At 71.6% G+C, this 14,274-nt stretch carries 14 protein-coding genes; 6 read left to right on the top strand and 8 right to left on the bottom strand.

Annotated features, from left to right (window positions below; genetic code table 11):
- The first annotated feature begins 9 nt into the window (after nt 1-9).
- Together K7396_RS18345 and K7396_RS18340 are read left to right on the top strand one after the other, a co-directional pair.
- Nucleotides 10-840 (top strand): DUF4232 domain-containing protein, encoded by an 831-nt coding sequence (locus K7396_RS18345; protein WP_086719029.1) that lies wholly within the window; start codon nt 10-12, stop codon nt 838-840.
- A 288-nt stretch (nt 841-1,128) separates the two neighbouring features.
- Complete coding sequence (locus K7396_RS18340; protein WP_086719028.1) at nt 1,129-1,803, top strand: DUF4232 domain-containing protein; 675 nt, start codon at nt 1,129-1,131, stop codon at nt 1,801-1,803.
- Nucleotides 1,804-1,939: 136 nt separating this feature from the next.
- On the opposite strand, the gene K7396_RS18335 is transcribed toward K7396_RS18340, so the two are convergent.
- Nucleotides 1,940-3,748 (bottom strand): NHL domain-containing thioredoxin family protein, encoded by a 1,809-nt coding sequence (locus K7396_RS18335; protein ID WP_086719027.1) that lies wholly within the window; start codon nt 3,746-3,748, stop codon nt 1,940-1,942.
- A gap of 64 nt (nt 3,749-3,812) precedes the next feature.
- Here K7396_RS18335 and K7396_RS18330 point away from each other — a divergent pair, with 64 nt between their 5' ends.
- Together K7396_RS18330 and K7396_RS18325 are read left to right on the top strand one after the other, a co-directional pair.
- The gene (locus K7396_RS18330; protein WP_086719026.1) at nt 3,813-4,343 is read left to right on the top strand and encodes an LURP-one-related/scramblase family protein; all 531 of its coding nucleotides are present in this window, start codon (nt 3,813-3,815) and stop codon (nt 4,341-4,343) included.
- Nucleotides 4,344-4,494: 151 nt separating this feature from the next.
- Nucleotides 4,495-5,319 (top strand): maleylpyruvate isomerase family mycothiol-dependent enzyme, encoded by an 825-nt coding sequence (locus tag K7396_RS18325; RefSeq protein ID WP_086719025.1) that lies wholly within the window; start codon nt 4,495-4,497, stop codon nt 5,317-5,319.
- Nucleotides 5,320-5,469: 150 nt separating this feature from the next.
- On the opposite strand, the gene K7396_RS18320 is transcribed toward K7396_RS18325, so the two are convergent.
- The 3 genes from K7396_RS18320 to K7396_RS18310 all read right to left on the bottom strand — a co-directional run bounded on the left by K7396_RS18320 (nt 5,470) and on the right by K7396_RS18310 (nt 8,516).
- Nucleotides 5,470-6,723 (bottom strand): MFS transporter, encoded by a 1,254-nt coding sequence (locus K7396_RS18320; protein ID WP_167392788.1) that lies wholly within the window; start codon nt 6,721-6,723, stop codon nt 5,470-5,472.
- Nucleotides 6,724-6,812: 89 nt separating this feature from the next.
- Entirely contained in the window at nt 6,813-7,490 is a 678-nt protein-coding gene (locus K7396_RS18315; RefSeq protein WP_086719038.1) for a GntR family transcriptional regulator, read from the bottom strand.
- 159 nt (nt 7,491-7,649) lie between these two features.
- Nucleotides 7,650-8,516, bottom strand: coding sequence for a GNAT family N-acetyltransferase (locus K7396_RS18310; RefSeq protein WP_086719023.1), 867 nt, complete (start codon nt 8,514-8,516; stop codon nt 7,650-7,652).
- 210 nt (nt 8,517-8,726) lie between these two features.
- Between K7396_RS18310 and K7396_RS18305 the strand changes: the two genes are divergently transcribed.
- Nucleotides 8,727-8,903 (top strand): hypothetical protein, encoded by a 177-nt coding sequence (locus K7396_RS18305; RefSeq protein ID WP_167392787.1) that lies wholly within the window; start codon nt 8,727-8,729, stop codon nt 8,901-8,903.
- Between the two features lie 17 nt (nt 8,904-8,920).
- Here K7396_RS18305 and K7396_RS18300 read toward each other — a convergent pair whose 3' ends face one another.
- The 4 genes from K7396_RS18300 to pdhA all read right to left on the bottom strand — a co-directional run bounded on the left by K7396_RS18300 (nt 8,921) and on the right by pdhA (nt 13,237).
- Nucleotides 8,921-9,343, bottom strand: a complete 423-nt coding sequence (locus K7396_RS18300) for a VOC family protein (RefSeq protein WP_086719022.1) — start codon at nt 9,341-9,343, stop codon at nt 8,921-8,923.
- 191 nt (nt 9,344-9,534) lie between these two features.
- Nucleotides 9,535-11,013, bottom strand: coding sequence for a dihydrolipoamide acetyltransferase family protein (locus K7396_RS18295; RefSeq protein ID WP_086719037.1), 1,479 nt, complete (start codon nt 11,011-11,013; stop codon nt 9,535-9,537).
- 23 nt (nt 11,014-11,036) lie between these two features.
- Nucleotides 11,037-12,020 (bottom strand): alpha-ketoacid dehydrogenase subunit beta, encoded by a 984-nt coding sequence (locus tag K7396_RS18290; protein ID WP_086719021.1) that lies wholly within the window; start codon nt 12,018-12,020, stop codon nt 11,037-11,039.
- 2 nt (nt 12,021-12,022) lie between these two features.
- Nucleotides 12,023-13,237 carry a pyruvate dehydrogenase (acetyl-transferring) E1 component subunit alpha gene (gene pdhA, locus K7396_RS18285; RefSeq protein WP_086719020.1) on the bottom strand — a complete coding sequence of 405 codons (1,215 nt, stop codon included), beginning with the start codon at nt 13,235-13,237 and terminating at the stop codon, nt 12,023-12,025.
- 328 nt (nt 13,238-13,565) lie between these two features.
- Between pdhA and K7396_RS18280 the strand changes: the two genes are divergently transcribed.
- Entirely contained in the window at nt 13,566-14,225 is a 660-nt protein-coding gene (locus tag K7396_RS18280; protein WP_086719036.1) for a response regulator, read from the top strand.
- Nucleotides 14,226-14,274 lie beyond the last annotated feature (49 nt).

Genomic DNA, 14,274 nt, shown 5'->3' with positions numbered 1-14,274 from the left:
AGACCGGACATGCCGCGCAGCCACACCCGCTCCGAGGCCGTCGTCGAGACGGCCGCCGGTGCTCCGCGCGGTTCCCGTGGGGTGCGCCGCCGTGCGCCGCGGCTCGCCGCGGCCGGGCTGACCGCCGTCGCCGCGCTCGCCCTCACCGCCTGCGGTGGCCAGGACAACCCGCTCCAGACCAGCGCCGCCAAGCCGTTCCACCCGACGCCCCAGGTCTCCCGGACCCCGGTGGCGCAGCCCGAGGAGGCCGCGCAGGGCGGCACACGGACCGGCGGCGGCCGGACGGAGCAGGCGTCCGCGGGGCACGGCGGCAACCGCGTCGGCACGGTGGCGAGCACCCGGACCGACGGAGCGGGCGCGCGAGCCACCGGAGCGAACACGCGAGCCACGTCCGGAGGCGCCCCCGGCGTCCGCCACACCGCCTGCGACGCCGCGAAGATCCGCCTCGTCGCCCGGCCGCTGACCCGGCCGGTCGACCACCTTCTGCTGCAGGCCACCAACACCTCCGGCACCACCTGCGACCTCTACTCCGTCCCCCACGTGCGGTTCGGCGGGGCCCCGTCCCTGCTCCCCGACCTGCCGGACAGCAAGCCGCGGTCCACGGTCACGCTCGCCCCCGGCGCGTCCGGATACGCCGGCGTGCTGACCTCGTCCGCCGACGGCTCCGGCCGCAACGGCCGCACCATGACCTCGCTGTCGGTCGGCCTCCCCGGCCGCGACGGCAAGGGCAGCATCGGCGGACCGGCGGCGGTGGCACTCCCCGGGGGCTCGGTGTACGCCGACGACAGCGCGTGGGTGACGTACTGGCAGCCGGACGCGAACGAGGCGGCGGCCTGGTGAGCAGCGTCCGGTAAGACGGCACGAACCCACCCGGCCGGCTTCGGCCGACGCGACCGAGGATCGCCACGAGACGATCCCCCTTGAGCAGGGCGCCCGCAATCCCCCAGCGGGCGCCCTTTCGCGTGCCCGGCGCCCGTCGATGTCCGGTACCGCGGCCCGCGCGGTACCGGGCTCCGTGCCTCTCCACAGGGCCCGGTGGACCCGCCCCGGTACATCGACGGGCCGGGGATATCGTGTCCGTGCCATGACAGGCGCACCGCACTCGCAGCACTCCACGGGGGACCATCCATGACCGCACGCCGCTCCCGCAGCCGCCGCGCCGCATACGCCGCGCTGGCTCTCGCACTGGCCGGCTCACTCGCACTGACCGGCTGCAACAGCCACTCCTCGAAGTCGAGGAAGTCGAAGAAGTCCTTCTCCTCGTCCGCCAGGAGCAAGTCGTCCCTCAAGAGCAAGAAGCGCGGGTTCGCCGGCGGGGGCGCGGCAGGGGCGGGCGCGGGAGCGGCGGCGTCCCGGCGGGCGCACGACTGCCGCCCCAGCACGTACCGGGTCACGTTCGCCCAGCAGACCGGCCCCAAGAGCCATGTGACGGTGACGTTCAAGAACACCGGCGGCCGTGCCTGCACGCTCCACGACGCGCCGCTGCTGCGCTTCGACAACGCCAAGGCCCCGCTGCCCCTGCTGCAGGGCACGCCCGGAGACCCCGACGGCACCCGCGTCACCGTGCCCGCCCACGGCCACGCCTACGCGGTCGTCCCGACCCGCACCGCGGCCGCCAAGGGCACCACGCGGAGGTCGGTGACCGTCGCCTTCATGGGCGCCTCGGCGCACTCCGTCACCGCTGAGCCGGTCACCGTGAACTTCGCCGAGAAGCGGCTCCACCTCTCCGTCGGCAACAGCAAGGTCACCAACTGGAACTCCAGCCTGCACGCCGCTCAACTGGCGGGCGGCGTCGCGAAATAGCCAGGACCAGGGCTTCCGGGCGGGACGGGGTGTAAGGGCGCGTGCCCCCTCGGGCCGCCCCTGGCTCCCGGGCACAGCACCCCGCCCGTCGGCCGCCCCGCTCCCCGGGCCCGGCCGACGGGCCCGGGACTCGCTGCTACTCGGCGTCCAGCCCCGCCAGGACGAGTCCCAGCCGGGCCACCCCGCCCTCGGCGACCTCGACCGGGACGCCCCAGTCCTGCTGGTGCACATGGCAGGCGGGGTACTCGATGTCCGGGGCGTCGTCGCAGGACGCGGCCATCGCCGAGACGTGCAGCACGCCGTCGGTCACCCCGTCCGCGAGCACCAGGTCCCGGGTGAGATCGGTGCCCGCGCCCGCGCCCTCGGCGAGCAGCTCCGGCGGCGTCGCGCTGACCACCAGCCGCGTCGAGGGGCCGTAACGGGTGTCGAGCTTCTGGCCGGCTGGCGCCCGGAAGACCACGTCCAGCCGCAGGGCGCCCGGGGCGACCTCGGTGGCGGCGCGCTGAGTGCGGTGCGCCACCGACTCGACCCGGACCGCCTCCTCGGGCAGCCGCAGCCGGGTCAGCCGGTGCCGCGCCGACTCCACCACCACGATGTCGTCGTCGACGAGCACCGCGGCGGACGGCTCGCGCAGATCCGTCGCCAGCGTCGTCACCTCGCCGGTCGCGGGGTCGAAGCGGCGCAGGGCGTGGTTGTAGGAGTCCGCGACGGCCACCGAGCCGTCGGGCAGGGCGGTCACGCCCAGCGGGTGCTGGAGCAGCGCCTGGTCGGCGGCGCCGTCGCGGTGCCCGAAGTCGAAGAGGCCGGTGCCGACGGCCGTCCGGACGACATGGCCGTCGCCCGCCTCGGCGCGCTCCACCCAGCGGACCGCGCTGGTTTCCGAGTCCGCGATCCACAGCCGGTCGCCGGCCGCCGCGAGGCCGGACGGCTGGGCGAACCACGCCTCGGCGGCCGGGCCGTCCACCAGTCCCTCGTTGGTCGTGCCGGCCGCGACCTCGACCGTCCCGGCGGCCGGGTCGTAGGTCCACAGCTGGTGCACCCCGGCCATCGCGATCCACAGCCGGTCCTGCCACCAGGCGAGGTCCCACGGCGAGGAGAGATCCACTTCGCGCGCCGGACCGGAGGTCGGCGAGCCCTGCCACCACTGCTTGCCGGTGCCGGCCACCGTCTCCAGCTCCCCGGTCCCGGGGTCGAGGACGCGGATGGCGTGGTTGACGGTGTCCGCGACCGCCACCCGTCCGTCGGGCAGCAGCGCCAGGCCCTGGGGTTCGTTGAAGGTGTCCGGGGTCAGGCCGCGCTCGCCGGTGCCGATCCGCCGCAGCACCCGCTCACCGTCCGCGGCCAGCTCCACCAGCTGGTGCCGGGTGGTGTCCGAGACGAGGAAGCTGCCGGTGGGGAGCCGGACCACCTTGCCGGGGAAGCGCAGGTCGCCGGCGACCGGCTCCGGCGGGACGTAGGGGCCGTCGCCGCGGCGCAGCGTGCCCTTCGCCGCATGCTCGGCCTCCAGCTCCTCGACGAGCTTCTCGATGGCGTGCGCATGGCCCTCGCCGGCGTGCTGGGCGACGACGTACCCCTCGGGGTCGATCACCACGAGCGTCGGCCAGGCCCGTACCGCGTACTGCTTCCACGTGGCGAGCTCGGGGTCATCGAGGACCGGGTGCTCGACGCCGTAGCGCTCCACGGCGTCCACGACCGCCTGGTGCTCGGCCTCGTGCACGAACTTCGGGGAGTGCACGCCGATGATCACGACGGTGTCGCGGTGGCGCTCCTCCAGCTCCCGCAGCTCGTCCAGGACATGCAGACAGTTCACACAGCAGAACGTCCAGAAGTCCAGGACGACAATGCGCCCTCGCAGGTCGGAGAGGGTGAGGTCCTTGTTACCGGTGTTCAGCCAGCCGCCCTTGCCGATCAGCTCGGGGGCCCGGACGCGTGCACGTGAAGCCATGTGCACATTCAACGTCACTCCGGTGCGCGCACATTCCGCAGGCCCCCGCGGGAACACGTCAGCCATGCGGCAATCTCCCGGGGGAGCACCCCCGCACTCGGGCAAGTACGCGGTGCGCGACCGGATCTTCGGCATCGGCGACGACTACTGGATCGACGACGAGCAGGGGCGGCACGCCTTCCTCGTGGACGGGAAGGCGCTGCGGCTGCGGGAGACCTTCGAGCTGAAGGACACCGAGCGGCGGGTGCTGATCACCATCCGCAAGAAGATGCTCAGCGTGCGCGACACGATGACCATCGAACGGGACGACAAGCCGCTGGCCACCATCAAGCGCAAGCGGCTCTCGCTGCTGCGCAACCACTACCGCGTCGCGCTGGTGGACGGCACGGAGCTGGACGTCAGCGGAAAGATCCTGGACCGCGAGTTCGCGGTCGAGTACGACGGCGAGCTGCTGGCGGAGATCTCGCGGCGCTGGCTGACCGTACGCGACACCTATGTGGTCAACGTCGTACGGGACGATGCCGATCCGGCGCTGCTGATCGCCGTCGCGGTGTGTGTGATCCGGCTGGCGGAGCGGGAGCGCGGCGACGACTGAGGAACGGGCCGCGTGGCCGTGTGGCGGACCCCTCTGCGGCCCGGAAGCATCGGCCTACGATGGTCACCCGAAAGCACTGCCGGGGTGCCCGTGCGCAGCGTAACTTAACTGCACAGACAGCAGCCCGCGTACGAACCGTCCGAGGGGTCCCGTGACCGTCCATCCCAGCCTTCAGTCCTCCATCGATGCCTGGACTCACTCCATAGAAGCGATAACCGAGCTGGTCACTCCGCTCGTCGAGGGCGAGTGGAGCAGGGCGACGGGCCTCCCAGGATGGTCTGTTCGCGATGTGGTCTCCCATGTCATCGGCCTGGAATGCGAAATGCTGGGCGACCCGCGGCCGATCCACACGCTGCCGCGCGACCTCTACCACGTACGCAGCGAGTCGGCGCGGCGCATGGAGGTGCAGGTCGACGTCCGCCGGCACCACACCGCGCCGGAGATGCTCAGCGAGCTCGAATACACCGTCATCCGCCGCTCCCGGCAGCTGCGCAACGAGTCCCGCCAGCCGGACGCCGTGGTGCGCAGTCCGCTCGGTGAGGACCGTTCGCTGGAATTCGTGCTGCAGCAGCGGGCCTTCGATGTCTGGGTGCACGAGCAGGACTTGCGCCGGGCGCTCGGCAAGCCTGGCAATCTGGACTCCCCCGGCGCGCAGGTGACCCGCGATCTGCTGGTGAAGGTGCTGCCCGGCATCGTGGCCAAGCGGGCCCAGGCGCCCGCCGATTCGGCCGTGGTCTTCGATGTCAGCGGGCCGGTGGAGTTCCTGCGCACGGTCCGTCTCGACGCCGAGGGCAAGGCCACCATCGACGGCAGCGTCTCGCTCGGCCCGACGGTGACGCTCGCCCTGGACTGGGACACCTTCCACCAGCTGGCCTGCGGCCGGGTCCGCCCGGCAGCGGTCGCCGAGCAGATCAAGATCGACGGCGATCAGGAACTGGCCCAGGCCATCCTGGACAACTTCGCCATCACGCCGTAGCGGGACGGTTCCGGTGGGGCCGCCTCACCGATGCCCCGTCCGTCGGCCGGCCCACGAACTGATGGCCCCGGAGTGCGCCGTTTCACGTGAAACAGCCCTGTCCGTTCCACGTGAAACGGACCCGGCCGCCGCCCGCGCGCCTCACGGGCCTCATGCGGGAACGTGGACCGCCTCGACCCGGCTGACGACCAGCCGCTCGCGCTCGCGCCGCGCCGCGCGCCGCCGCAGCCGCAGGATCTGGGAGACCCCGGCCGCTTCCAGTACGAAGATCGAGGCAAAGGCGATCCGGTAGTTGTCGCCGGTCGCATCCAGCAGGACACCGATGGCGAACAAGGTCGTCATCGAGGCCGTGAAGCCGCCCATGTTGACGATGCCGGAGGCGGTTCCCTGACGCTCCGGCGGGTTGGCGGGCCGCGCGAAGTCGAAGCCGATCATCGAGGCGGGACCGCAGGCGCCCAGCACCGTGGACAGCACGATCAGCAGCCCCATCGGCGCATGATCGGCCGGCCAGCACAGGACGACCGCCCACAGCAGCGCCGTGGCGCCGACGGTGCCCAGCGCCAGCGGCATGCGGGCCGCATGGTGACGGGCGATGACCTGGCCGTAGATCAGTCCCACGGCCATGTTCGAGAGCACCACGAGGGTGAGCAGTTCACCGGCGGTGCCGCGCGAGAGCCCTTCCGCCTCGACGAGGAACGGCAGGCCCCAGAGCAGCAGGAAGACCATCGCGGGGAACTGGGTGGTGAAGTGCACCCACATGCCCAGCCGGGTGCCGGGCTCCCGCCAGGCCTCCGCGATCTGCCGCCGCACGAACCCGGCACCGGTGTGCGCGGTGGGCGCGGGCGGCGGCTCGAAGCCCTCGGGATGGTCCCGCAGGAAGACCAGCAGCACGATCAGCACGACGATGCCGCCGGCGGCGCTCGCGGCGAACGTCGGGGTCCAGCCGAAGCTGTGCAGGAAGCGGGCGAGGATGAGGGTGGAGATCAGATTGCCCGCCATCCCCACGAGCGCGGCGATCTGGGCGATCATCGGGCCGCGGCGGGCCGGGAACCAGCGGGAGCCCAGCCGCAGCACGCTGATGAAGGTCATCGCGTCCCCGCAGCCGAGCAGCGCGCGGGAGCCGAGCGCCATGGCGTACGACGAGGAGAGCGCGAAGCCGAACTGGCCGACGGTGTAGAGCACCGCGCCGAGGGTCAGCACCTTCTTCGGGCCGAGCCGGTCGACCATCAGGCCGACGGGGATCTGCATCCCCGCGTACACCAGCAGCTGGAGGATGGAGAAGGTCGACAGCGCCGAGGCGTTGATGTGGAAGCGCTCGGCGGCGTCCAGGCCCGCCACTCCGAGGCTGGTGCGGTAGGTGATGGCGACGAAGTAGACCGCGACGCCGATGCCCCAGACGGCCATGGCCCTACGGCCGCCGGGCGGGTCGGCGGGCAGCAGCCGTGCGGAGCCGCCGCCTATGCCGGAGCGCCCGGCACTGTCGGTCCCCTCGCTCATCGCACGTCTCCCTGCGCGAGGTTACGGACCCAGCTGACGTGCCGCTGCACGGCGTCGGTCGCGGCATCCGCGTCCCCGGCCCGCAGGGCCTGAAGGATCTCCGCGTGTTCGGCGATGTTCTTGGCGATCCGGTCCGGGTGGGCGTGCATCACCGCGACCCCCATCCGCAGCTGGCGGTCGCGCAGCTGCTCGTAGAGGCGGTCCAGGATCTGATTGCCGGCGCTGCGCACGATCGCGGCGTGGAAGGCGCGGTCGGCGACGGAGACCGCCGCCAGATCACCGGAAGCGGCCTGTGCCCGCATGGTCTCCAGCAGCCCGGTCAGCTCGCCGATCAGCGCGTCGCTCACGGGCACCGCCTTGGCCGCGGCGTGCTTCTCCACCAGCAGCCGGGTCTCGACGACATCGGCGATCTCCTGCGCGGAGACCGGCAGCACCAGCGCGCCCTTCTTCGGGTAGAGCTTGATCAGCCCCTCGACCTCCAGCCGCAGCAGCGCCTCCCGCACCGGCGTCCGCGAGACCCCCACGGCATCGGCCAGCTCACCCTCGGTGAGCAGCATCCCGCCCTCGTAGCGGCGGTCCAGGACGGCGTCCTTGATATGCGCATAGACCCGTTCGGCGGCGGGCGGCTGCTTGGCGGGCTCTCTGACGGGAGCGGTGGGCGTGGAGGAGGGCATGCGCACAGGATAGATACAACAGGTATGCGTCCGACACTTCGTTTCGCGATGCGGACAACGGTGCGGACAGCTGCCCTGGTGGAGGCGCCGCCGGAACCGCGGGCCACGACCGGCCGGGGGCGGCCGGGGCTCGTGCCGACCGCCGCCCGGGGCGCGCCCTCAGCCCGGCATCCGCCCCTGCGCGATCAGACGGTTCACGACCTGCGAATGGGCGGGGGCACAGCGCTCACGCGCCTCCCGGCGGTCGAACCAGGCGAACTCGGCGATCTCCCGGCCGGGGGCCGGCACGATGTCCTGGGGCCCGCCGGTGAAGCAGGTCATATGCAGCCGCCGCCCGTTCTTGCCATGGGCGACGTCATGGATGACGAACGCCTCCGACAGCTCCTCGGCGGGCACCACCAGGCCGAGCTCCTCACCGAGCTCACGCGACAGCGCCTCCCGCGCGGTCTCCCCGGGCTCGTACTTGCCGCCCGGGAGATAGAACGTGTCGTTCCCCCGCGTCCGTACGCTCAGCAGCCGCCCGTCGCGCACATGCAGCCAGCCCACCGACTTCAGCGGCGCGGCACGCTCCAGGGCGATCAGCGGACGGCCGGTCTCCGCGTCCGTCCGCCGCCCGCGCTCCGTGAAGCCCAGATGCGCGAAGAAGCCGCGGGCGGCGTCGTTCCCCTCGAAGACCTCCAGCGACAGCGCACCGTGCGACGCCGCCGCATGCTCCAGCAACTTGCTCCCTACACCGCTCCCTTGGGCCTCGGGCGCCACGAACAGCCCGCCGACCGAGGCCCTGTTGCCGTCCCCGCCGGCGGACCCGCCGCGTAACGGCCCGAGGAGCCCGACGACGACGCCCTCGCGCTCGGCGACCCAGCTCTCCGCCCCGGCGAGGTCCCTCTCACGGAGGACCCGGGCCCGTTCGCCCCGGCCCTCCCCGTCGGGGAACGGATGCGCCCGCTCCACCGCACGGGACCACAGATCGGTGACCACGCCCTGGTCGGATGCCCGGTAACGCCGGATGATCATTTCGCTGCTCATTTCGCCGACCGTAGGCAGCCCGGCCGACCGCGGCAAATCCTTTCCCGCCACGGGTCCCGCCTCTGCCGAAAGAGGGACCCCGGGCCGACGCCGGGTCCGCCTCAAGTCGGACAGGACTCCATACCTGCCGCGTACGGATCGGCGCGGATCCCATGGGTGAATAGAGACAGGGAGCCGGGGAGAGCTCCCGCACTCAAGGGGGAGTTGACCATGCAGCCCAGGACGAACGCCGGCCGCCGTATGCGGAATTCCGTCGTGCTGGCATTGATCGTCGCCGGCCTGTGGGCGGGCTTCGCACTGACCCGCGGCGCCACCCACCCCGACGAGTCCGGCCCGGTCGGGCCGGTGGCCCACTTCAGCCGCGCGGTGGAGCTCATCCGCGGCTGACCGGCACCGGGCGCCCGCTACGCCTTCCGCGGCTCGCCGCGATAGGTACCGAACGACCAGCGGTTGCCCTCCGGGTCGCGGGCGCCGAAGCCCCGCGACCCGTACCCGGTGTCGGAGAGCTCATCGGTGATCTCCGCGCCGGCCGCCCGGGCGCGGGCACACAGGTCGTCGGGGTGGTCGGTGACCACATAGGCCCCGAACGTCCCCGGCCGCAGCGGCCAGCGGTCCTCGTCCGCGTCCCGGACGGAACCGAGCATGATCCCGCCGCCCTCCGGCCAGGAGAGCTGGGCGTGCTCGACGCGTTCCCCCTCGCCGTGGACCACGGTCTCCTCGAAGCCGAACGCCTCGACCAGGAAACGGATCAGGGCGTGGGCGTCGTGGGCCCGCAGCGTCGGCCATACCTGCGGTGCGGGGATGGTGCCGGACCGGTGCTGGTTCATGATCGCCGGATCTCCTCGGTCGCGTCGGTCTGCGCCCTGACGGGCCGCCGACCTCAGCATTCCCGAACCGGCTGCGGCCGCAGCGGAGGCGCGGTGCGGGCGAGCGGGTGCTCGTCCATGACGCCCGGGCGGCCCCGAGGCGGCGTTTCACGTGAAACGCCGCTCCGAACCGCCCGGCTCCGCCTCCCGGCTCAGCCCCAGGTGATCAGGCGCTTGGGCCGTTCCAGCAGAGCCGCCACATCCGCGAGCAGCTTGGAGCCCAGCTCGCCGTCGATGAGCCGGTGGTCGAAGGACAGCGCGAGGGTGGTGACCTGACGCGCCTTCACCTTGCCCTTGTGGACCCACGGCTGGAGCTTGACCGCTCCGAAGGCGAGGATCGCCGACTCCCCCGGATTGAGGATCGGCGTACCGGTGTCGACGCCGAAGACGCCGACATTGGTGATGGTGACCGTGCCACCGGTCATCGCCGCCGGGGACGTCTTGCCGTCGCGGGCGGTGGCGACCAGGTCGCCCAGTTCCGCGGCGAGCTGGGGGAGCGTCTTGACCCCGGCGTCCTTGATGTTCGGGACGATCAGCCCGCGCGGGGTGGCCGCCGCGATCCCGAGGTTGACGTAGTCCTTGTAGACGATCTCCTGCCGCGCCTCGTCCCAGGCGGCGTTGACCTCCGGGTGACGCTTGATGGCGACCAGGAAGGCCTTGGCGACGAGCAGCAGCGGGTTGACCCGCAGCCCGGCCATGTCGGGGTCCTGCTTGAGCTCCTGGACCAGCTTCATCGTGCGGGTCACATCGACGGTGATGAACTCCGTGACGTGCGGCGCGGTGAAGGCGCTGGCGACCATGGCCTGCGCGGTGGCCTTGCGTACGCCCTTGACCGGCACCCGCCGCTCGCGGGCGGCGGCATCGACGACGCCGTGCTCGGCCGGGACGCTTTCCGGGGCGGCGGAGACCTGCCCGGCGGGCTCGGCCGGTGCGGCCACGGACGCCACCGCAGGCGCGGCGGCGGCATGGACGTCCTCACGGGTGATGAGGCCGCCCGGACCGGTCGGGGCGACCGCCGCCAGGTCGATGCCGAGGTCCTTGGCGAGCTTGCGCACCGGCGGCTTGGCCAGCGGCCGGCCGGCCTGCCCGGCACCCGTGCCGTTCGCGACCGGCGCCACGGGAGCAGCGGCCGGTGCGGCGGCGGCCCGCCCGTTCAGCTCCGCCTGGAGCGCGGCGCGCGCGGGCTCCGGCTGGGCCGGCACCCCCGCCTGGGGCTTGCGCGCCCGGCGCTTGGTCGAGGACGGCGCGGCGCCGTAGCCGACCAGCACCGCCTGCCGGCCCTGCGGCTCGGCCTCCTCCTCCGGGGAGGCGGCGGCCTCCTGCGGCGCCGGCTGCGCAGCCGGTGCCGCGGCGGGCCCGGCTCCGGGATCGGTGTCCACGGAGATGATGACGGTGCCGACGTCGACGGTGACGCCCTCGCCGAAGTTCAGCTCGTGCACCACCCCGTCGTAGGGGATGGGCAGTTCCACGGCGGCCTTGGCGGTCTCGACCTCACAGACGACCTGGCCGTCGGTGACGGTGTCGCCGGGCTGGACGTACCACTTGAGGATCTCGGCCTCGGTGAGCCCCTCGCCCACGTCGGGCATCTTGAACTCGCGGAAGCGCTGGGCCTGGGCGGTACTTGCAGTCATGGTCACGAACTCTCCTCAAACCCTCAGTACGCCAACGCACGGTCGACGGCGTCGAGCACCCGGTCCAGCCCCGGGAGGTACTCGTCCTCCAGACGGGAGGGCGGATACGGGGAATGGAACCCGCCGACCCGCAGGACCGGGGCCTCCAGGTGGTAGAAGCACCGCTCGGTGATCCGGGCGGCGATCTCCGCACCCGCGCCGAAGAAGACCGGGGCCTCGTGGACGACGACCAGCCGGCCGGTCTTCTCCACCGACGACTGCACGGTGTCGAAGTCGATCGGGGAGAGCGAGCGCAGGTCGACGACCTCGAGCGACTTGCCCTCCTCGGCGGCGACGTTGGCGACGTCCTGGCAGACCTTCACCATCGGGCCGTAGGCGGCCAGGGTGAGGTCGGTGCCGGTCCGGGCGATCCGGGCCTTGTGCAGGGGGTCGGGGATCGACTCGGTGTCCAGCCGCGACTTGTCGTGGTAGCGGCGCTTGGGCTCGAAGTAGATGACCGGGTCGTCGCCCGCGATGGCCTGCTGGAGCATCCAGTAGGCGTCGGAGGAGTTCGAGGGGGTGACGATCTTGAGTCCGGCGACATGCGCGAACAGCGCCTCGGGGGACTCGGAGTGGTGCTCGACCGCGCCGATGCCGCCCGCGTACGGGATGCGGATGACGACCGGCACCTTGACCTTGCCCAGCGCGCGGGCGTGCATCTTCGCGAGCTGGGTGACGATCTGGTCGTAGGCGGGGAAGACGAAGCCGTCGAACTGGATCTCGACGACCGGGCGGTAGCCGCGCAGCGCCATGCCGATCGCGGTGCCGACGATGCCGGACTCGGCGAGCGGGGTGTCGATGACCCGCTCCTCGCCGAAGTCCTTCTGCAGGCCGTCGGTCACCCGGAAGACGCCGCCGAGCTTGCCGACGTCCTCGCCCATGACGAGGACCTTGGGGTCGGCCTCCATGGAGGCCCGCAGCGATTCGTTGATCGCCTTGGCGATGGTGATCTTCTCGAAGACGGCCATGGTCAGTTCCCCTCCGCGACGGGGGCGTCGGCGAACGACGCCTGGTACGCGGCGAACTGCGCGCGCTCCTCATCGACGAGCGCGTGCCCGTCGGCGTAGACATTCTCGAAGATCGCCATGTCGTCCGGGTCGGGCATGGCACGGACGGCGTCGCGGACCCGCTTGCCCAGGGCCTCGCTCTCCTCGTCGATCGAGGCGAGGTACGCCTCGTCGACGATGCCCTCGGCCTCCAGGTACGTCCGCAGCCGCAGGATCGGGTCCTTGGCCTCCCAGGCCGCCCGCTCCTCGTCCTCCCGGTACTTCGTCGGGTCGTCGGAGGTGGTGTGCGCGCCCATGCGGTAGGTGAACGCCTCGACGAGCATCGGGCCCTGGCCGGTGCGCGCCCGCTCCAGCGCCGCCTTGGTCACCGCGAGACAGGCGAGGACGTCATTGCCGTCGACCCGTACACCGGGGAATCCGTAACCGCGGGCGCGCTGGTAGAGCGGCACCCGGGTCTGCTTCTCGGTGGGTTCGGAAATCGCCCATTGGTTGTTCTGGCAGAAGAACACGACGGGGGCGTTGTAGACCGCGGAGAAGGTGAAGGATTCCGCGACATCTCCCTGGCTGGAGGCGCCGTCGCCGAAATAGGCGATGACCGCGGAATCCGCGCCGTCCTTCTGCACGCCCATCGCATAGCCGGTCGCATGCAGCGTCTGCGAACCGATCACGATGGTGTAGAGGTGGAAGTTGTTGCTGTTGGGGTCCCAGCCACCGTGATTGACCCCGCGGAACATGCCCAGCAGGTTCGTCGGGTCGACGCCGCGGCACCACGCCACACCGTGCTCGCGGTAGGTCGGGAAGACGTAGTCGTCGTCGCGCAGCGCGCGCCCGGAGCCGATCTGGGCGGCCTCCTGGCCCAGCAGCGAAGCCCACAGACCCAGTTCGCCCTGGCGCTGGAGGGTGGTCGCCTCGGCGTCGAACTTCCGCGTCAGCACCATGTCGCGGTAGAGCCCGCGCAGCTCGTCGGCGGAGAGATCGATCGAGTAGTCCGGGTGCTCGACCCGCTGCCCTTCGGGGGTCAGCAGCTGTACGAGCTGGTCCTGCTCCGCCTGCTCGGGCCGACCTGAGTTCCGGGTCTTGGCCGGGGACGTCTTCTTGGCCGACGTCGCCTTTTTGGCGGTGGTGCGCTTGCTGCTGCCGCGGGCGTTTTTCCGCTGCGCAGTGCCTTCCACGGTCACGTGCTGCTCCTCCGTCTGTCCGACCCCCGGGGTCCGCCGGTGGCCGTATTGCGGCTCACCCGGTATCCGATACGGCGCACGGGGTGTGTGCGAACGCGGCCCGGATCCGGGTGGAACAAAGCTCCCGGAAGGTGGCCTGCTCATTGCACGTTACCCATTGTCAAAGCCGAAGTGGAAACGGCGCTGACCTGCGATTTTGCTTGGATTTCCAAGTAAATCGCTAAGGCTTGGAACAACTCCTGGTCACAGCGTTGCAGGCCGCCGGGACAACGGCACGTTATATCGCTGACCTGGAGCACGGGAAGGGTTGATGTGTGAGACTGGGGTGGTGCGCGAAGACGGAAAAATCACGGTATTCCTGCTCGACGACCACGAAGTGGTCCGGCGTGGCGTTCACGAAATGCTCTCCGTCGAGGACGACATCGAGGTGGTCGGCGAGGCCGGCACCGCCGCAGATGCCCTGGTCAGGATCCCGGCGACGCGCCCGGACGTCGCGGTGCTCGATGTCCGGCTGCCGGACGGGAGCGGCGTCGAGGTCTGCCGCGAGATCCGTTCGCAGGACGAGGACATCAAATGCCTGATGCTCACCTCGTTCGCGGACGACGAGGCCCTTTTCGATGCGATCATGGCCGGTGCGGCCGGATATGTCCTCAAGGCCATCCGGGGCAACGAACTCCTCTCCGCGGTCCGCGAGGTGGCGGCCGGGAAGTCCCTGCTCGACCCGGTGGCCACCGCCCGGGTGCTGGAGCGGCTGCGCGACGGCAACGCCACGAAGAGCGACGACCGGCTGGCGGGCCTCACCGAACAGGAACGCCGGATCCTCGATCTGATCGGCGAGGGTCTGACCAACCGCGCCATCGGCGAGCGGCTCCACCTCGCCGAGAAGACGATCAAGAACTATGTCTCCAGCCTGCTCTCCAAGCTCGGCATGGAGCGCCGTTCCCAGGCCGCCGCGTATGTCGCACGCCGGCAGGCGGAGCGGCACTGACGCACCGGTTCCCTCGCGGCCGCGCCCTGCCCGGCTGGTGGTGATTCAG

The organism is Streptomyces angustmyceticus (assembly GCF_019933235.1).
In the GTDB taxonomy this organism is placed as follows: domain Bacteria; phylum Actinomycetota; class Actinomycetes; order Streptomycetales; family Streptomycetaceae; genus Streptomyces; species Streptomyces angustmyceticus.
This window is presented reverse-complemented; position numbering and strand designations above follow the sequence as displayed.